This window comes from Enterobacter cloacae complex sp. 302F9 (assembly GCF_050030335.1).
In the GTDB taxonomy this organism is placed as follows: Bacteria; Pseudomonadota; Gammaproteobacteria; order Enterobacterales; family Enterobacteriaceae; genus Enterobacter; species Enterobacter hormaechei_C.
Window position 1 is genome coordinate 1,959,772 of sequence record NZ_JBLGUC010000001.1, and the last position, 19,838, is coordinate 1,979,609.

At 55.9% G+C, this 19,838-nt stretch carries 14 protein-coding genes, 1 other RNA gene and 1 pseudogene; 10 read left to right on the plus strand and 6 right to left on the minus strand.

Translation table 11 applies throughout. The features are described from left to right. Positions 1-158 precede the first annotated feature (158 nt). The 3 genes from ppsA (at position 159) to ACQG0T_RS09395 (ending at position 6,552) form a co-directional block, all read left to right on the plus strand. A complete protein-coding gene (gene ppsA, locus ACQG0T_RS09385; protein WP_045338439.1) occupies positions 159-2,537 on the plus strand; it encodes a phosphoenolpyruvate synthase in 2,379 nt (792 codons plus the stop codon). A gap of 235 nt (positions 2,538-2,772) precedes the next feature. Continuing rightward, on the plus strand, positions 2,773-4,173 hold the full coding sequence (locus tag ACQG0T_RS09390; protein WP_047731162.1) for an MFS transporter: 1,401 nt from the start codon (positions 2,773-2,775) through the stop codon (positions 4,171-4,173). 3 nt (positions 4,174-4,176) lie between these two features. Continuing rightward, positions 4,177-6,552, plus strand: a complete 2,376-nt coding sequence (locus tag ACQG0T_RS09395) for a glycoside hydrolase family 3 N-terminal domain-containing protein (protein ID WP_271040713.1) — start codon at positions 4,177-4,179, stop codon at positions 6,550-6,552. A 5-nt stretch (positions 6,553-6,557) separates the two neighbouring features. On the opposite strand, the gene rprA is transcribed toward ACQG0T_RS09395, so the two are convergent. Together rprA and ydiK are read right to left on the minus strand one after the other, a co-directional pair. After that, positions 6,558-6,665, minus strand: an RNA gene (gene rprA / locus ACQG0T_RS09400) — antisense sRNA RprA. A 209-nt stretch (positions 6,666-6,874) separates the two neighbouring features. Further along, complete coding sequence (gene ydiK, locus ACQG0T_RS09405) at positions 6,875-7,990, minus strand: AI-2E family transporter YdiK (RefSeq protein WP_015570721.1); 1,116 nt, start codon at positions 7,988-7,990, stop codon at positions 6,875-6,877. Positions 7,991-8,189: 199 nt separating this feature from the next. Between ydiK and ydiJ the strand changes: the two genes are divergently transcribed. The 3 genes from ydiJ (at position 8,190) to ACQG0T_RS09420 (ending at position 11,933) form a co-directional block, all read left to right on the plus strand. Beyond that, the gene (gene ydiJ, locus ACQG0T_RS09410; protein ID WP_252051464.1) at positions 8,190-11,246 is read left to right on the plus strand and encodes a D-2-hydroxyglutarate dehydrogenase YdiJ; all 3,057 of its coding nucleotides are present in this window, start codon (positions 8,190-8,192) and stop codon (positions 11,244-11,246) included. Next, entirely contained in the window at positions 11,243-11,653 is a 411-nt protein-coding gene (menI, locus tag ACQG0T_RS09415) for a 1,4-dihydroxy-2-naphthoyl-CoA hydrolase (RefSeq protein ID WP_023296356.1), read from the plus strand. Before ydiJ ends, menI begins: the two co-directional genes overlap by 4 nt. Before the next feature lie 85 nt (positions 11,654-11,738). Beyond that, positions 11,739-11,933: a YdiH family protein gene (locus ACQG0T_RS09420; protein ID WP_003857766.1), complete on the plus strand. Its 195-nt coding sequence runs from the start codon at positions 11,739-11,741 to the stop codon at positions 11,931-11,933. A gap of 46 nt (positions 11,934-11,979) precedes the next feature. On the opposite strand, the gene ACQG0T_RS09425 is transcribed toward ACQG0T_RS09420, so the two are convergent. From ACQG0T_RS09425 to ACQG0T_RS09440, 4 genes and pseudogenes are all read right to left on the minus strand, one after another. Continuing rightward, entirely contained in the window at positions 11,980-12,609 is a 630-nt protein-coding gene (locus ACQG0T_RS09425; RefSeq protein WP_271040714.1) for a helix-turn-helix domain-containing protein, read from the minus strand. 77 nt (positions 12,610-12,686) lie between these two features. After that, a pseudogene (locus ACQG0T_RS09430) lies at positions 12,687-12,860 on the minus strand (helix-turn-helix domain-containing protein); the annotation flags it as partial. After that, a protein-coding gene (locus ACQG0T_RS09435; protein WP_087776199.1) for an IS3 family transposase occupies positions 12,815-14,022 on the minus strand; the annotation gives its coding sequence in 2 pieces (ribosomal slippage) (positions 12,815-13,701 and positions 13,701-14,022; 1,209 coding nt in all). The gene ACQG0T_RS09435 and the pseudogene ACQG0T_RS09430, both read right to left, overlap by 46 nt. Positions 14,023-14,097: 75 nt before the next feature. Further along, a complete protein-coding gene (locus ACQG0T_RS09440; RefSeq protein WP_271040715.1) occupies positions 14,098-14,697 on the minus strand; it encodes a helix-turn-helix domain-containing protein in 600 nt (199 codons plus the stop codon). 354 nt (positions 14,698-15,051) lie between these two features. Here ACQG0T_RS09440 and ACQG0T_RS09445 point away from each other — a divergent pair, with 354 nt between their 5' ends. Genes ACQG0T_RS09445 through ACQG0T_RS09460 form a run of 4 tightly spaced genes read left to right on the plus strand, consistent with a single transcriptional unit; the run spans position 15,052 to position 19,838 of the window. Then, positions 15,052-15,582: a fimbrial protein gene (locus ACQG0T_RS09445; protein ID WP_015570717.1), complete on the plus strand. Its 531-nt coding sequence runs from the start codon at positions 15,052-15,054 to the stop codon at positions 15,580-15,582. A gap of 58 nt (positions 15,583-15,640) precedes the next feature. Further along, complete coding sequence (locus tag ACQG0T_RS09450; RefSeq protein WP_023303536.1) at positions 15,641-16,318, plus strand: fimbrial biogenesis chaperone; 678 nt, start codon at positions 15,641-15,643, stop codon at positions 16,316-16,318. 27 nt (positions 16,319-16,345) lie between these two features. Continuing rightward, complete coding sequence (locus ACQG0T_RS09455; protein WP_252051466.1) at positions 16,346-18,889, plus strand: fimbria/pilus outer membrane usher protein; 2,544 nt, start codon at positions 16,346-16,348, stop codon at positions 18,887-18,889. 1 nt (position 18,890) lies between these two features. Then, positions 18,891-19,838, plus strand: a complete 948-nt coding sequence (locus ACQG0T_RS09460) for a fimbrial protein (RefSeq protein ID WP_032648084.1) — start codon at positions 18,891-18,893, stop codon at positions 19,836-19,838.

Genomic DNA, 19,838 nt, shown 5'->3' on the forward strand with positions numbered 1-19,838 from the left:
AATCATCGGGTTAGCGAGTGCCGGGAAACTGTCCGAAAAGTTGAAAATTTAAATTGCTTACACGATTCACCGTTTTTTTAGCGGAAATAAATATGCCAGTATAAATACGTAGTCAGGTGTTTCTTACTCCGATCAAATATCACAAAAGGATTGTTTCGATGTCCAACAATGGCTCGTCACCGCTGGTGCTTTGGTATAACCAACTCGGCATGAATGATGTAGACAGAGTTGGGGGCAAAAATGCCTCCCTGGGTGAAATGATTACAAATCTGTCCGGTATGGGTGTCTCCGTACCTAACGGGTTTGCCACAACCGCCGATGCGTTTAACCTGTTTTTAGACCAGAGCGGTGTAAACCAGCGCATTTACGACCTGCTGGATAAAACGGATATTGATGATGTCACCGAGCTTGCCAAAGCCGGCGCGCAAATCCGCCAGTGGATTATCGACACACCTTTCCAGCCGGAACTGGAAAAAGCCATTCACGACGCCTACAACCAGCTCTCCGCTGACGACGCGCAGGCCTCCTTTGCCGTGCGTTCTTCTGCAACCGCAGAAGATATGCCGGATGCCTCTTTCGCCGGGCAGCAGGAAACGTTCCTGAACGTTCAGGGCTATGACGCGGTGCTGGTGGCGGTGAAGCACGTCTTCGCCTCCCTCTTCAACGACCGCGCCATCTCCTATCGCGTGCACCAGGGCTACGACCATCGCGGCGTCGCGCTTTCCGCCGGCGTGCAGCGCATGGTGCGCTCGGACGTAGGCTCTTCCGGCGTGATGTTCTCTATCGACACTGAATCCGGCTTCGACCAGGTGGTGTTTATCACCTCCGCGTGGGGTCTGGGCGAGATGGTGGTGCAGGGGGCGGTAAACCCTGACGAATTCTACGTTCACAAGCCTACGCTGGCGGCTAACCGTCCGGCAGTGGTACGTCGCACCATGGGCTCGAAAAAAATCCGCATGATCTATGCTCCGACGCAAGAGCATGGCAAGCAGGTCACCATTGAAGATGTGCCACAGGAGCAACGGGATCGCTTCTCACTGACCGACGCCGAAGTGGAAGAGCTGGCGAAGCAGGCGGTGCAGATTGAAAAACACTATGGCCGTCCAATGGACATCGAGTGGGCGAAAGACGGACACACCGGCAAGCTGTTTATCGTGCAGGCGCGTCCGGAAACCGTCCGTTCACGTGGTCAGGTCATGGAGCGCTACACCCTGCACGCGCAGGGCAAAATTGTCGCGGAAGGCCGCGCAATTGGTCACCGCATCGGTGCCGGTCCGGTGAAAGTGATCCACGACATCAGCGAGATGAACCGCATTCAGCCTGGCGACGTGCTGGTGACCGATATGACCGACCCGGACTGGGAACCGATCATGAAAAAAGCGGCTGCCATCGTCACCAACCGCGGCGGCCGTACCTGTCACGCGGCTATTATCGCCCGTGAGCTGGGGATCCCAGCGGTAGTCGGCTGCGGTGACGCGACCGAGCGCATGAAGGACGACCAGAAGGTGACGGTCTCCTGCGCTGAAGGCGATACCGGGTACGTGTATGCCGATATCCTCGACTTCAGCGTGAAAAGCTCCAGCGTGGATACCATGCCGGACCTGCCGCTGAAGATCATGATGAACGTCGGTAACCCGGACCGCGCGTTTGACTTCGCCTGCCTGCCGAACGAAGGCGTGGGCCTGGCGCGTCTGGAATTTATTATTAACCGTATGATCGGGGTGCACCCGCGTGCGCTGCTGGAGTTCAACGACCAGGACGCAAAACTGCAAAACGAAATCCGCGAGATGATGAAGGGTTACGACTCGCCGAGAGAGTTCTATGTGGGTCGTCTGACGGAAGGGATCGCCACGCTCGGCGCGGCCTTCTACCCGAAACGCGTGATCGTGCGTCTGTCGGACTTTAAGTCCAACGAATACGCCAACCTGGTGGGCGGCGAACGCTACGAGCCGGAAGAAGAGAACCCGATGCTGGGCTTCCGCGGCGCCGGACGCTACGTGTCGGAAAGCTTCCGCGACTGCTTCGCGCTGGAGTGCGAGGCGGTAAAACGCGTGCGCAATGACATGGGGCTGACCAACGTGGAAATCATGATCCCGTTCGTCCGTACCGTGGATCAGGCGAAAGCGGTGGTGGATGAGCTGGCGCGTCAGGGGCTGAAGCGCGGCGAGAACGGGCTGAAGATCATCATGATGTGTGAAATTCCGTCCAACGCCCTGCTGGCCGAGCAGTTCCTGGAGCACTTCGACGGCTTCTCCATAGGCTCGAATGACATGACGCAGCTGGCGCTCGGCCTGGACCGCGACTCCGGCGTCGTCTCTGAGCTGTTCGATGAGCGTAACGAGGCGGTGAAAGCGCTGCTCTCCATGGCCATCCGCGCGGCGAAGAAACAGGGTAAATATGTCGGGATTTGCGGCCAGGGTCCTTCTGACCATGAAGACTTTGCGGCCTGGCTGATGGATGAGGGGATTGATAGCCTCTCCCTGAACCCGGACACCGTGGTGCAGACCTGGCTGAGCCTGGCAGAGCTGAACAAGTAAAACCTGCACAACCTGAAAAAGGCGAGGATATCTGTCCTCGCCTTTTTTATTTTCCTGCGAATATGCTCACCATCACAAATAAAGCAAAAAAACCAAATATCATAATTTATCTGTTAATTTAGACAATTGTTAGCGGGCAGGGCGTTGCTAATACTTGAGCCTTACCGCGTACATCCGTCGGGATGATGCGCGACTGGTTGAAATACGTTTTAACCTGATAAAAAGGCAAATAACAATGACAATCTCCTCTGTATTACGTACCAAAGATAAAATAGGTTATGGCCTCGGCGATATGGCCAGCGCGCTGGTCTGGCAAACGGCAACGTTATTTCTCGCTTATTTCTATACGGACGTATTCGGTTTGCCTGCGGCCATTATGGGCACCATGTTTTTAGTGGTGCGCGTGGTCGATGCGTTTGTCGACCCGTGCATTGGCGCGCTGGTGGACCGCACTCAGACCCGCCACGGTCGTTTTCGTCCCTGGCTGCTCTGGTTTGCCATTCCGTTTGGCGTGAGCTGCCTGATTACCTTCTACGTACCGGATGCCGGGGCGATGGCAAAAATTGTCTATGCCTGCGTAACCTATGCCATCCTGAGTCTGATCTATTCCGCGATTAACGTCCCTTACTGTGCCATGCCTGGCGCGCTGACGCTCGACCCGCGCGAACGCCACTCGCTGCAATCCTGGCGCTTTGGCCTGTCGTTTATCGGCGGGTTGATTGTAACGGTCATCGCGCTGCCGCTGGTCTCATTATTAGGCCAGGGGAATGTGCAAAAAGGCTATTTCTATGCCATGAGCCTGATGGGGCTGCTGGGTATTGTTTTATTCTTCTGCTGCTTCTTTATGACCCGGGAGCGTTACTCGCCGCGCAATGACACCTCCGGCTCGATGCTGACGGATTTAAAACTGCTGGCCGCCAATAGCCAGTGGCGAATTGTTTTTCTGTTTAATATTTTACTGTTAACCGCCGTCGTGACGCGTGGCTCTGCGACCATGTATTACGTTAACTATGTTCTGTTACGTCCGGAACTGGTTTTTGCCTTTATTGTTTCCGGCATGGTGGCCTCCTTAAGCGGCGCATTATTATCTGAACGCCTGCTGGGCAAATTTGACCGGGTGCGTGCCTATCAGTGGACCATTATTTCTTTCGTTATTTTTGGCGCGCTGATTTTCTTCATTCCGCCTTCGCAGGTGTGGCTGATATTCGGTCTGAATATTGTATTTAGTTTTATTCAGAACCTGACCACGCCGCTGCAATGGACCATGTTCTCCGATGTGGTGGACTACGAAGAACACCGTAGCGGCCGCCGCCTGGACGGGCTGGTCTTTTCTACCGCCCTGTTTGCCATCAAGTTTGGGCTGGCGCTGGGTGGGGCGGTGGTCGGTTGGGTGCTTGGCATGGTGGATTACGCGCCGGGTCAGGCAAACCAGGCGCCTCACGTTCTCGCAACCATCAATGCCCTGTTCACCCTGATCCCCTGCGCGCTGTTCCTCTGCATGGTGGCGCTCCTTGCCATCTACAAACTTAACAGCCGGCTGGTGGACAGCATCGCCCGCGAGCTGGCCAGCAAACGCGATAGTCGAAACGATACGGGGCAGCTCAGCCCGGCAACCCAATCCGCACTACAGGAGTAAACCATGACTGCGATCTACAAGGACGCGGGACGTTCCGTACACGAGCGTGTCGCTGATTTACTGGCGCGTATGACGCCGGAAGAGAAATTTGCCCAGATGCACGCATACTGGCTGATCCTTGATGAACACGGCAACCACCGCGAACGCAGCGATCTGAGCGATGAATTCGCCGGCGTGAGTGAACAGGCGTCCCTCAGCGAAAGGCTGAAGCTGGGCGTCGGGCAGATCACCCGCCCGCTCGGCACGCACATTGTTGATGCAAAAACCGGCGTGCGTGCCGCCAACCGCCTGCAACGCATGATGATGGAGGAGACCCGGCTCGGCATTCCGGCGCTGTTTCATGAAGAATGTCTGGTAGGGCTGCTGTGCAAAGATGCAACGCTGTTCCCGTCGTCGCTGAACTACGGTTCTACCTGGGACCCGGCGCTGGTGCAGCGGGCGGCGGAGCAGATTGGCAAAGAGGCCCGATCCGTCGGGTGCCAGCAGGGGCTGGCCCCGGTGCTGGATGTCTCGCGCGATGTGCGCTGGGGACGGACGGAAGAGACCTTTGGGGAAGATCCGTGGCTGGTAGGGGTGATGGCGACGGCGTACGTGAAGGGGTTGCAGGGCGATAAGCGCGATCTGCTGGCGACCCTGAAACATTACGTCGGCCACTCCTTCAGCGAAGGGGCGCGCAATCATGCGCCGGTCCATCTCGGTTTCAGCGAGCTTAACGATACCTTCCTGCTGCCGTTTGAGATGGCGGTAAAGCTGGCCAACGCCGGTTCGGTGATGCCAGCCTATCACGACATTGATAATCAGCCAGGGCACAGCGACCATTTTCTGCTCACCACCGTGCTGCGTGAACAGTGGGGCTTCGACGGCATTATCGTGGCGGATTACGGCGGCGTCAGCCTGCTGCACCAGCACCACGGGATTTCTCACGATCCAGCACAATCGGCGGCGCTGGCGTTTAACGCCGGGCTGGACGTGGAATTGCCGAAGGATGACTGCGCGCGTCATCTGGCTGAAGCGGTAGAGCGTGGGCTCATCTCAATGGCGAAAGTGGATGAGATTGTGGCGCGCGTGCTCAGTGAAAAATTCCGTCTCGGGCTGTTTGAAAAACCGTACGCCGACGAAGACGGTATCGATTTGCAGAATGAGGCGACCCGGCAGGTGGCGCGCGAGGTGGCAACAAAATCGATCACGCTGCTGGAAAATAACGGCATTTTGCCCCTCGGCGGAAAACCCCGTGTAGCGGTAGTGGGGCCGACGGCGGACGATCCACTGGCGTTACTGAGCGGCTACAGCTTCCCGGTTCACCTGATTATCAGCGATATGGTTGAAGAGACTTCGCAGGTGACCACCCCGCGCGCGGCGCTGGAACAGTACCTTGGTGCATCGCAGATACGTTACGCCAAAGGGTGCCACATTATCGAAAAACGGATGGCGGGCGCGCCGGTGTTCCCGGGCGACAGCGGCGGTAAACCGATGCAGCAATCGCCGGTTTCACAACGCACGGATCTGATCCCCGACGCCGTGAGCGCGGCAAAAGAGAGTCACGTGGTGGTGGCCTGCGTGGGCGACCTCGCCGGACTATTCCAGAGCGGCACCGTGGGGGAAGGTTCGGATACCGATTCGCTGGATCTGCCGGGCGTGCAGCAACAGCTGCTGGAGGCGCTGGTGGCAACCGGTAAGCCGGTGATTGTCGTCATGACGGGTGGGCGTCCTTATAACCTTCAGGGGCTGGAAGAGAAGGTGGCCGCGCTGATGATGGCCTGGGCGCCGGGGCAGGAAGGGGGCTGGGCGATTGCCGATGTCTTAACCGGCCGCGCGGAGCCGCAGGGCAGGCTGGTAGTGAGCGTGCCGAAAAACGCCGGGGCGATGCCGTACTACTATAACCACAAGCTGAAAAGCGGCGGCACGCCGTTTGCGTTCCATTTCGGCGCACTTTACCCGTTCGGTTACGGTCTCGGCTGGACGCAGTTTCGCTGGGGCGCGGCCCGCCTGGCGGAAAGCCGCGTCCCGATCGACGGAGAGGTGGCGTTAAGCGTCGATATCACCAACACCGGCGAGCGCAGCGGCAGCGAAGTGGTACAGGTGTACGTACGCGATAAGGTCGCCACGCAGGTGCGTCCGCTTCAGGAGCTGAAAGCGTTCCTGCGCGTTACGCTTTCACCGGGAGAAACCGCCACGCTGACCTTTACCCTGCCGGTGGAGATGTTTAATTTCACCCGCCGGGACGGGAAGCGGATTGTCGAGCCAGGGGAATTTGAGCTACAGGTTGGCGCGTCCTCGGCGGATATACGCGAGGTGGTGAACGTGCTGGTAACCGGGGAGACGCAGGAGCTGGCGGGGGAATGGCGCATGCTCAGCCGCTGTGACATTACACGGGCGTAAAAAGGATAAAAAAAAGCCCATCGTGGGAGATGGGCAAAGACTACACACAGCAATTCGTTGTTTCACTCAGGGGATTTCCATGCTTATAAATCAAGGTGTTGATTTATAACCGTGTCTTAATAGTAGGCATGCCAGGATTTTGAGTCGATCGGATTCGTCTCAATAGTTAAAGGCAGGTAAAGATTTCTTGAAGAGAATGACGGTCTTAGGCAGGAAAAGGCGGGTCTGACCAGTGCACAGAGAATAAATAGTTTAGCAACGTTTAAGTATTGCTGTGGAGAGTGTAGGCCGGGTAAGCGTTAGCGCCACCCGGCCTACGTTCTTACTGCGCGTTCTTATCTTCCAGTTCTTCAAGTTCGCTTAAGATGACGTCAGGGTCGGTTCCCGGCGGCGGCACTTCATGCACCCAGGCGGAGAAGAGACGCCAGGTTACCGCAAGCAGCACCGGACCGATGAACAGGCCAATCATGCCGAAGGCAATTAACCCCCCGATCACCCCGGACAGGATCAGAATCAGCGGCAGGTCAGCGCCCATGCGGATGAGGAGGGGACGGATCACGTTATCCATGGTGCCCACCACGCAACTCCAGACCAGTAGCACCGTGCCCCAGGTCGTGTCCCCCGTCCAGTAAAGCCAGATAATGCAGGGAACCAGCACCAGCAGCGGACCGAGCTGAGCCAGACAGGTCATCAGCATGACGACGGTGAAAATGGTGGCATAAGGTACGCCGGAAATCGCCAGCCCGATTCCGCCAAGTACAGCCTGCACCAGCGCTGTGACCACCACGCCGAGCGCCACCGCGCGGACGGCCTGGGCTGCCAGCAGCACGGCCGCATCGCCGCGTTTACCTGCCAGTCGGGTGGCGAAATGACGCACCCCCAGCGCAACCTGCTCGCCGCGCCAGTACAGCAGGGCGCTGAAGACCAGCATCAACGTACAGTGCATCATGAAGCGACCAATGTGCGCAGCCTGCCCCACAAACCAGGTGGTGGTTGTGCCGATGTACGGACGCACTTTGGCCATCAGGGCGCTACCGCCCATCTCCAGCAGGCTGTGCCAGCCGCTGTACAGTTTTGCGCCCACAACAGGAATACTGTTCAGCCACGCGAGATCCGGCAGCGTCATATCACCGCTGGTGACCGCGCGAATAACCGGGCCGCTACTGTCAACCAGGCTGTTAACCAGCAGTGCAATGGGAATAATAAACAGCAGGAACAACAGCAGCGTCATCACCAGCACGGCCAGGCCGCGGCGACCAAACAGCAGTTTCTGCAAACGTAAGAGTAAAGGCCAGGTTGCGACGACGACGGTCGCGGCCCAGGCAAATCCGAGCACGAAAGGACGAACAATCCACAGACACGCAATAATCATAATGGCTAAGAACAGCACCGACAGCAGTATCTGCGCGACATCCCTGGGCTGACGAAGATTGACCATAAACGAAACTTTCCTTAAATGAACACCAGCAAGGCTGATGGGAATATAAACCGCATCTCTCTAATCATTAGTGATTTCAGCGATTTTTGACAGGCGGATTTTGCCCGTAATTCTACGAAGCACATAAGAAAAAAATGTGATAAAACTTTCCAGACACAACGCAAACGATTTCACACTATTCTCATTAGGGTCGACAGCAATGATCCCACAGATTTCTCAGGCACCGGGCGTCGTTCAGCTGGTGCTTAATTTTTTGCAGGCACTGGAGCAACAGGGTTTTACAGGTGACACCGCCACCGATTATGCCGACAGGCTGACGATGGCGACCGATAACAGTATTTACCAGCTTCTTCCCGATGCCGTCGTTTTCCCGCGCTCTACCGCCGATGTGGCGCTCATCGCCCGTCTGGCGTCGCAGGAGCGTTTCAGCACCCTGGTCTTTACCCCACGCGGCGGCGGGACGGGTACCAACGGGCAGGCGCTGAACCAGGGCATCATCATTGATATGTCCCGCTATATGAACCGCATCATTGAGATCAACCCGGAAGAGGGGTGGGTGCGAGTGGAAGCGGGGGTGATCAAAGATCAGCTGAATCAGTTTTTGAAACCTTACGGCTATTTTTTTGCGCCAGAGCTTTCCACCAGTAACCGCGCGACCATTGGCGGGATGATCAACACCGATGCCTCGGGGCAGGGCTCGCTGGTCTACGGCAAAACCTCCGATCACGTTATGGGTGTGCGGGCGGTGCTGCTGGGGGGCGATATCCTCGATACCCAACCGATGCCGATCGAGCTGGCCGAAACGCTGGCAAAAGAGAGCACCACCAGCGGACGGATTTATCGTACCGTGCTGGAGCGCTGCCGCGAAAATCGCGAACTGATCCTCAACAAATTCCCGAAGCTTAACCGCTTCCTGACGGGCTACGATCTGCGCCATGTCTTTAATGACGATCTGAGCCAGTTCGATCTTACCCGCGTACTGACCGGGTCAGAAGGGACGCTGGCCTTCATCACCGAAGCGCGTCTGGATATCACCCGGTTGCCAAAGGTGCGCCGTCTGGTGAATGTCAAATACAACTCCTTTGACTCCGCGCTGCGTAATGCACCGTTTATGGTGGAGGCGCGGGCGCTGTCGGTGGAAACCGTCGATTCAAAAGTTCTGAACCTGGCCCGGGAAGATATCGTCTGGCATTCGGTGAGCGAACTGATTACCGACGTGCCGGATAAAGAGATGCTCGGCCTGAACATCGTCGAGTTCGCCGGGGATGACGCAGAGCTGATTGAGAGCCAGGTGAGCACACTCTGCCAGCGTCTGGACGAGCTGATTGCCCAAGGGGAAGGCGGCGTCATTGGCTGGCAGCTGTGTAACGATCTCTCCGGCATCGAGCGAATCTACGCGATGCGTAAAAAAGCGGTGGGGCTGCTCGGCAACGCGAAAGGGGCGGCGAAGCCGATTCCGTTTGCGGAAGATACCTGCGTGCCGCCGGAGCACCTTGCTGATTATATTGTGGAGTTTCGCGCGCTGCTCGACAGCCATGGTCTGAGCTATGGCATGTTCGGGCACGTGGACGCGGGTGTGCTGCACGTGCGCCCGGCGCTGGACATGTGCGACCCGCAGCAGGAGATCCTGATGAAGGAGATCTCCGACGAGGTCGTGGCCCTCACGGCCAAATACGGCGGCTTGTTATGGGGCGAGCACGGCAAAGGATTCCGCGCCGAGTACAGCCCGGCGTTTTTTGGCGAACAACTTTACGCCGAGCTGCGTAAGGTAAAAGCCGCTTTTGATCCCGATAACCGCCTTAACCCGGGAAAAATCTGCCCGCCGGAGGGCATTGATGCGCCGATGTTGCAGGTGGACGCCGTCAAGCGCGGTACCTATGAACGACAAATTCCGATTGCGGTACGCGCTTCATGGCGCGGCGCGATGGAGTGCAACGGCAACGGGCTATGCTTCAACTTCGATGTGAAAAGCCCGATGTGTCCGTCGATGAAAATCACCAGCAACCGCATTCATTCCCCGAAAGGGCGTGCCACGCTGGTGCGCGAATGGCTGCGCCTGCTGGCCGACCGCGGCGTTGACCCGCTCAAGCTGGAACAGGAACTGCCGGAAAAACGCGCCAGCCTGCGCGGGCTTATCGAACGCACCCGCAACAGCTGGCATGCGAACAAAGGTGAATACGATTTCTCGCATGAGGTGAAAGAGGCGATGTCCGGCTGCCTGGCGTGCAAGGCGTGTTCAACCCAGTGCCCGATTAAAATTGACGTACCGGAATTCCGTTCCCGCTTCCTCCAGCTGTACCACACGCGTTATCTGCGCCCGATGCGCGATCATCTGGTGGCGACGGTGGAGAGTTACGCGCCGCTGATGGCCCGTGCGCCAAAAACCTTTAACTTCTTTATCAACCAGCCGCTGGTGCGCAAACTGTCAGAAAAACATATCGGCATGGTGGATCTGCCGCTGCTGTCGGTGCCATCACTCCAGCGTCGGCTGGTGGGGCACCGCTCGGCGAACATGACCCTGGAACAACTGGAAGCATTAAGCCCTGAGCAGAAAGCGAAGGTGGTGCTGGTAGTGCAGGATCCGTTTACCAGCTATTACGATGCGCAGGTGGTGGCCGATTTTGTCCGACTGGCCGAGAAAATCGGCTACCAGCCGGTGGTGCTGCCGTTCTCCCCGAACGGCAAGGCGCAGCACATAAAAGGTTTCCTCACCCGCTTTGCGAAAACCGCGCAGAAAACTTCAGATTTCCTGAATCGCGTGGCGCAGCTCGGCATGCCGATGGTGGGCGTCGATCCGGCGCTGGTGCTCTGTTACCGGGATGAATATAAGCAGACGCTCGGCGATAAGCGCGGTGATTTTCAGGTCTTACTGGTGCACGAGTGGCTGCCTGCGGTGCTGACGCAAACGCCCACTCAGGAGGTGAGTGGAGAAGCCTGGTATCTGTTTGGGCACTGCACCGAAGTGACGGCGCTGCCGACGGCGCCTGCCCAGTGGGCTTCTATCTTTGCCCGGTTTGGCGCGAAGCTGGAAAGCGTTAACGTGGGCTGCTGCGGTATGGCCGGAACCTACGGCCATGAAGTCAAAAACCACGCTAATTCGCTCGGCATTTACGAGCTGTCATGGCATCAGGCGATGCAGCGCCTGCCACGCAACCGCTGTCTGGCGACGGGCTACTCCTGCCGCAGCCAGGTGAAACGGGTGGAAGGTAACGGCGTCCGCCATCCATTGCAGGCTTTACTGGAGATTATCGGATGATCTGGAAACGTGCGGTCACGCTGGAGGCCTTAAATGCCATGGGCGCGGAGAACATGGTCGGTTTGCTGGATATCCAGTTCACGCGCATTGGCGACAACGAACTGGAAGCGACGATGCCGGTAGACAACCGTACTCATCAACCGTTTGGCCTGTTGCACGGCGGCGCGTCCGTCGTGCTGGCCGAAACGCTGGGGTCGGTGGCGGGCTACCTGTGTACGGAAGGAGAGCAGAAGGTGGTGGGTCTGGAGGTCAATGCCAACCACATCCGCTCCGTTCGCAGCGGGCGCGTGCGCGGCGTCTGCCGGGCGCTGCATGCCGGAAGCCGTCATCAGGTGTGGCAGATTGATATTCTGGACGAGCAGGATCGCCTGTGTTGTTCATCCAGGCTGACGACGGCCGTTGTGTAAAGTTTCCGGATGTCTTGTTTTTGGTCAAAAATTAGCCGCCTGATTGTGATATACTGGTCACGTTTTGAACATAAGCGAGGACATCATGGATACTGAAATAACCCCAACACAGCTGGCAATTGAATATTTACGTCGCGATAAAAGCAATCTGTCTCCCGCCCAGTACCTGAAAAAGCTGAAACAGCTTGAGCTGGAATTTACGGATTTGCTGGCGCTCTCTTCAAACGAACTGAAAGAAGAGATCTACTTTGCCTGGCGGTTGGGCGTTCACGTCCATTAAGCAGTGAAGAAAAGGCCGCAAGCGCGGCCTTTTTTGTGTCTGACATTCAGTATCTGGCAGGCAGTTTGTTAATTTTAATCAGCCGGCCTTCTTCCATTTCGATGAACCCTCCCGTTTTCTGATCAGCCAGGATCCGCATTACGCCACTGCGGGAAAGATGGGTTTTATCCCTGATATACCTTTCCGCCGTCACGCTGCGTCGGTAGCTGTCATCTTCCTGCATCAGCAGCACGAGCTGCTGGCGAATCATCTCGTACGCGGTTGGTGCGCCTTTCGGCATGACGTTGTGATAGAGGCGGTTATAGACAAACATCAGATGATTAGAAAGTAGCCCCCACAGCGCCTTCTCTTTGATAATTTGAGCCACCCGATCGGTCGTGAGCACACCAATCAGGCAAGGCGTTACCGTTCGGAGGTAGTCATTAAAATAAATGTCCGTCAGGTTAGCGAGGCCAAACAGGGCGGGACTGCGCGCCGTTGAAAGCATCATGTCGTCGCTTCTTCTGTATATGGCGACCGTGCCATCAAGAATTAAATAACACATGCTCTGCCCGTCAACCTCGAGATCAAGTTGCTCGCCGGGATCGGTTTTATGCGTGGCGCAGTGCGGCTGTAAATGAGAAATCAGTTCCTGAGCATAGGGAGAGCCGCGATGCGATGGTTTGTCAGAAGACATAGCGTTAACCTGGAAAGAGACTGTACTCTCTATAGTGTCGCTCTTCTTTTCCACCTTCTCCAGAGATAAATACAGCCTCAGTACTTACGGGGTAAGTGATGGATCTCTACTAGTACGCCACGCTCCATGGTGATGTATTTCCCCGTCCGCAACTCCGCGAGGATCCGCTGATCTTGACCCGCCATTTCCGGACAGCTTTTGTATCTTAAGTTAACGATGCCCGCTGCCGCCGGTATTCTCTCGGAGAGTGATATCCCAGCGCACTATGCGGGTGATTTTCATTGTAATGCGTGAACGCCGCTGCAAGGTTTCGCAGGGCTGTTCTCACATCCGGTTTCGGCATGAACGCGATATAGTCTTCCTTCATCGTCTTCACGAACCGTTCGGCCATGCCATTGCTCTGCGGGCTGCTCACCGCTGTTGTACATGGCTCCAGATTCAGCTCTTTGGCGAACCTCCGCGTTTCATGCGCGGTATATGCTGAACCGTTGTCCGTCAGCCACTGCACCGCTGTGTCGGGCAGCCTGTCGCCGAAGCGCTTTTCCACCGACCTCAGCATCACATCCTGCACGGTCGAACTGTCATAGCCTCCCGTGCTTGCTGCCCAGTCTATGGCCTCACGGTCGCAGCAGTCCAGCGCGAACGTTACCCGCAGTTTTTCGCCGTTGTCGCAGCCGAACTCGAAGCCATCTGAACACCAGCGCATATCGCTTTCTGCCACCGCTATCTTGCCCTTATGTTCACGCTTCGGTCGCTCTGGTTTGTGATGCAACAACAACAGGTTATGCTCGCTCATTATCCTGTAAAGCCGTTTGGCATTCACAGGTGGCTGTCCCTCTGTGCGACGTTGCTTGCGCAGGATGCCCCACACGCGTCGATAACCATAACTCGGCATATCGCTGATAATGTTGAGGATAGCCGACAGTATTTCTGCGTCTGCTTCTTCATTACGCCGGTTACAGCGCCTGTCCTGCCAGTCGGCAGAACGGTTAATCCGCAGTGACAGTTGCGCACGCGACACGCCCATGGTCCGGCTGACCATGGCTATTCCCCGTCCTTTGGCAACAAGGGCGCGTGCGCTATCCATTTTCGCGACTGACCGTACTCCACGGCTTCTTTCAGGATCTCAACTTCCATCGTCTTCTTGCCCAGAAGGCGCTGAAGCTCCCGGACCTGCTTCAGAGCAGCAGTAAGCTCAGAAGCAGGAACGACTTCCTCTCCAGCCGCAACGGCGGTGAGGCTGCCTTCCTGATATTGCTTCTTCCACTTAAACAGCAGGCTGGGCTGGATACCATGCAGGCGGGCGACATGGGAGACATTCATACCCGGCTCCATCGTCTGCTGGATAATGGCGATCTTCTCCTGAGGAGTTTTACGTTTACGGACTTCTTGCCCTAACAGGATCCCGGTCATCTCAAAATTGGTGTTAGTGTTAGACATATATTCAAGCCTATCTCTTATCTGGAGATACAGCTACTGTCTGGTGTTTCAGGGGGCTACATCATCCGCGAGGATCCGCATAATGCCGCTGCGTGAAAGATAGGTGCGGCTTTTGATATAGGCCGCGGCGGTAATGTTTTGTCTTATGGCTTCCGGCTCCTGCATCAACTCAACCAGTTGAAAGCGGATAATGTCATAAGCCGACATTTGCGATATCTGGGCACAATGTTCGTAGACGCGCGATGCGGTATAGATCAGCAGGTTTGAGAAGTGCTCCCATAAATTCTGTTGTGCGACAACATGATTGAAACACGCCAGCGAAACGCTGGCCACCTCTGAGGTTTCCAGCGCTCTGACGTACAGGTGTTCAGACGATAACTGGCTGCTCACGCCGAGTATAAATGGCGCGGATTCAGAATTTAAGACGATACCGTCCCCGCGACGGTGCAACGCCACGCTGCCATGCAACAGTAAAAAGCATTGACGGGTATCGCCGGAGCAATAATGGATAATTTCTCCTCTGGCAATAATGCTTCTCTCCGCATGCGGCAAAACATTATCGATTATTTTTTCAATGTGCTTAAAAGGCTTAGCGCCGAGCACTGTTGACTTATCAATATCTGACTCAGGCGCGAAACGGGTATTCATGTGAAACCACACTGACTGATGCGATCATTTTTTGATCGGCATAAAGAATTATCTTAAAAACCAGCAGATCAGGGAATGTTTGCGGCGAGTCTAATTATAGACTCGCTTTTTTTTGAGTCTTAATTAATTGAAATTGAAACCTTTTTTATTCAGGTCTAAAAGTAGACTTTGGCCATTATTCTTAAGGTGTTTCCGAGTGAATATGTTTTGTAATTGTTAAAAGAGGGTCTACAGCTAGACCTCAAAATTGATTGTATGCGGAAAAAGAGTTGTATAAATTTTGACTCGTCGGAAGGGCTTTTGTTTCTGCAACTGAATGTCGGTAATAAATAAAGTAATACGGGATATAAAATTATGAATACAAAATTGATGATGGCAATGTTAGCGGCAGGTTCTGTACTCACCATGACCAATGCATTCGCAGCGGCCGGTACCGTTAATTTTAACGGGAATATTCTGGATTCCGCCTGCGACGTTGATGTGGCATCCCAGAATCAGGTGGTGGTATTAGGCGATTATTATAAAACGGAATTCCCGACAACCGGGGCGAGAACGGCTGCGACGCAATTCAATATTATTTTGAAAAACTGTCCGGTAACGGTCACCAATGCAAAAGTCCGTTTTGACGGCACGCCGGATTTAACCAACGCCAGCCTGCTGGCGATTGATACGTCTGTGGCGGGGGCGGCCACCGGGGTGGCGATTAACCTGATGACGGCAGATAAAGCCGATCTGCCGCTGCACGGCAGCAACAGCTATATTTACCCGCTCAGCAGTACGGCTGATAATACGCTGAACTTCTACGCGCAGTATATCTCCACCGCGGCATCCGTGACCGCGGGCCCGGCTAACTCGGTCGCAAACTTCTCAGTGGTATACAACTAAGTCATTGCAGTAATCAGCAGGGGGCCGCCCGGCCCCTTGTTTTATGAGGTAAAAAAAAATGCGTTTTATCACGACAACGGGCCTGGCTATGGCGCTGTTACCGCTGACGTTAACATCCGTCAGTGCAGGAGTAATTATTGGCGGCACCCGTATTATTTTTGATGGGACTAAAAAAGAGGCGTCAATAGGTATTACTAATCCTGATAACGTTCCTTATTTAATCCAGTCGTGGATAGATGTTCAGGATGAACAATCGGGTAAAGCGCCTTTTATTATTACGCCACCACTGTATCGGCTGGACGGCGGGCAAAAAAACCTTGAGCGTATTGTCATGACCGGCTCACTGCCTCAGGGGCAGGAGAGTTTATTCTGGCTGAACATTAAAGCTATTCCTTCAGCCTCAAAGCAGATGAACTCGCTGCAAATTGCCGTCAAAACGCGCATCAAATTAATTTATCGACCAGAGACTCTTCGTGCGTCTACCCCCGAGGAGCAAGCCAATAAATTAACCTGGCGTCGTGCGGGAAATACCCTTCAGGTTAATAACCCTACGCCGTACGTTATCAATTTCAATGAAATTACGTTGGGTAATAAGAAACTTGACGATGTCACGTACGTGATGCCTTCAGGCACAGCCCGTTTTCCGTTACCGAACGGAACCAGTGGCAATACGCTGACGTTTAAAGTCATTAACGATTATGGCAGCCCTGGCGAATTACACCGGGCCAGTTTGTGATCCTTACGCGTTAATCAGGTGTTCGTCATGACAACGGCATTGAATGCAATGCAGCCTGCGCGCCTGGCAATATTTATTGCCCTCGCGCTTGCTGGTGTCTCTCCCATACTGTATGCCAGTGAGACGTTTAATACGGAACTGGTAGAGCTGGATAATCCCGGAATGGGAAAAGCGGATTTATCTGCCTTTGAATCCGGCTCGCAGGCGCCCGGGACATACCACGTTGATATTATTCTTGACGATCGGCTGCTGGAAACGCGGGATATTCGTTTTATGGCAGTGAAGGATGCTAACGGCAGTGAAACGTTGCAGCCTTGCCTGAGTATCGGGCAGTTAAAAGCGTGGGGCGTGAAAACGGCGCTTTTCCCACAGCTTGCCGCCGGGGAAGGTGAATGCGCCGATCTCAGGGCGATCCCACAGGCCAGCGCGGATTTCCAGTTTGGCGCCCAGCGTCTGGCGATTAGCATTCCACAGGCGGCTATAGACCTGCCAGCGAGAGGTTACGTTCCGCCGGATATGTGGGATGAAGGCATTACCGCGGTCATGCTCAACTACAGCCTGAGCGGGGCAAACAGCCGGGCAAGAAGCGGGGCAGGCACCCGCAGCGACAGCCAGTATGCAAACCTGCGGCCGGGGATCAACGTCGGTCCCTGGCGGTTACGCAACTACACCACCTGGTCCCGCGATGCGTCCGGCCAGGATAAGTGGGACAACGTCTATACCTTGATGCAGCGCGCGATTATTCCCCTGCAAGCCCAGCTTACGCTCGGAGACAGTTCCGCGCCTGCCGATGTCTTTGACAGCATGCCGTTTCGCGGCGTCCAGCTGGCGTCCGACGACGATATGCTGCCGGATTCCCTGAAAGGCTATGCGCCGGTGGTGCGCGGTATTGCGCGGACTAACGCGCAGGTCGTGGTGCGTCAGAATGGCTATCAAATCTACCAAAGCTATGTGGCACCGGGCGCGTTTGAGATCGCGGATATGTATCCCACCGGCGGCGCGGGAGACCTTGATGTCACGATCGTCGAAGCTGATGGTAGTGAGCAACATTTCACCCTGCCGTACGCTTCGCTGCCGGTCCTGCAACGGGAGGGGCGCCTGAAATATGGCCTTACCGCCGGGCAGTATCGCTCGTATAACCGTAGCGTGGAGAAAACCCCCTTCGGGCAATTGACCGGAATTTACGGCCTCCCTCACGGTATTACGCTCTATGGCGGCGTCCAGGGGGCAGATAAGTACCAGTCGGCGGCTCTGGGGGTGGGCAAGAATATGGGCGATCTCGGGGCTGTATCCGCAGACGTCACTCAGGGCTGGTCAACGCCGGAGCATGCCGCGAAAACAAACGGTCAGTCGTGGCGGGCCCGATACAGCAAGAATTTTATCAATACCGGGACCAACTTTTCGATTGCCGGGTATCGCTACTCGACCCGCGGCTATTACGGGATGCAGGACGTCCTCGATTCGTACGGCGACAGCAGCGCGCTTCAGGACAGGCGACGTAACCGTGCCGAGCTGACGATGAGCCAGACGCTGGGGGACAACCTGGGCGCGCTTACCCTCAGTGCGGCGCGGGAAGATTACTGGAATGACGGTAAGTCGATGGCTTCGTGGAGCGTCGGCTATAGCAACTACTGGCATAACATCAGCTATGGCCTGACATGGACTTACAGCAAAAATGTCCGCTCAGCGTCAGAAACCCGCGACAGCCAAAAAAACGCTGACCATGACCAGCTTCTGGCGTTCAACGTCAGCATTCCGCTGGATAAATTTTTGCCGCAGACATGGGCTAACTATGGCATGAACGCCAGCGGGAATAACGGGACGACGCATAACGTCGGCCTGAACGGGGTAGCGCTCGAGAACCGTGCCCTGAACTGGAACGTACAGCAGGGATACGGAACAGAGGGTGTGGGCTATACCGGCAATGTTAACGCGGACTACAAAGGCGCCTATGGCGAAGTCACGGCAGGTTATGGTTATGACAAAAACAGTGAACGCCTGAATTACGGGCTGCAAGGCGGCATTCTCGCCCATGCTGATGGCATCACGCTTTCCCAGCCGCTGGGGGAGACCAGCGTCTTAATCAAAGCCCCTGGCGCCCACGACGTGGATATCCGCAATCAGCCCGGTGTACGGACAGATTTTCGCGGATATACGGTCGTGAGCAACCTTTCTGTCTACCGGAAAAACGATCTCACCCTCGACCCGGAAACGATGCCGGACGATGTCGAGCTGGAGATCAACACCCGCACGGTGACGCCGACGCGGGGAGCGGTGGTGAGAGCCGATTATCTGCCGAAGTCAGGACACCGGGTGCTGATGACCTTGACCGACAACGACCGCGCCGTTCCGTTTGGGGCGGTGGTCACCCTTGTGGGTGATGACAGCGGCAGTTTTATTGTCGGCGATCGCGGTCAGGTCTATTTAACCGGGATGCGCGAGCAGGGAACGTTAGTCGCTACATGGGGAAGTCAATCCAGTCAGCAATGCCGCGCTGATTTCACGCTGCCGAATCACTCAACGTACGGTAGGATCGCTGATATGCGCGCCACCTGCCGTCAGGAACGCTAACATGAAATGTCTTAACGCGATGCTGCTGCTCTGTTTGCTCGCGGCGGCAAATATGGCTCGTGCCGGTACCTGCACCACCATCACCCCGCAGCTTTCCACCCTGTCCGTGGGGACGATCAACGTGCAGCGCGATGCGCCTGTCGGCACGGTGGTATTTTCTGGCGCGGCGTCAGCCACAGGCTCCTATCTTACCGGGTGTACTAATCCGCTGATGCTGGGATTTAGCCTGCGCTACAACGGCGCCACGTTGAGCAGCTACGGCAACCATGTTTACAACACGAACGTCAGCGGGATAGGGATACGCTTTTCTTCCAACGGCTATTTTGAAAACCCGAGCAATACGTTCTCGTACAATGCGCAGACCTCCTATGTGGACTGGTACGGCGGGAGGATTGAGCTGGTGGTGACGGGGCCGGTCTCATCGGGGGCATTAACCCCCGGGACGATCGGTGTCGTGACGCTTCAGGGAAGCGATGGCCTCTACCGTGACGGTCTGACCACGCAGCTCACCTCCGGCACCATCAATGCGCTGGCGTGCACGGTGAATACGGCCCAGCTGACGTTTCCGATAGGGGATATTCCCGCCTCGGCGTTCGGCTCCACGGTGGGCACCACGCCAGCGGGAGCACAGAACACGCAAAACCTGGGCCTGACCTGCGCCGCCGGAACCAATATTACGGTCTCGCTCAGTGGAATACAGAACCCGGACAGCGCCAATACCAGCGTGATGGCCTTAACCGGGCAGGGAAATGCCGGCACTGCGAAAGGGGTGGGGGTGCAGCTTATCTATAACGGTGCACCGCTGGTGATGAACAGCCGACTATTCTTGCGGCAGTCTGCCGGGGGGCAAGAGACGTTGCCATTAACGGCCCGGTATTACCAGACGTTAACCCGCGTGGAGTCAGGTTCAGCGAATGCCTCCGCCACCCTTAATGTGACCTACCAGTAG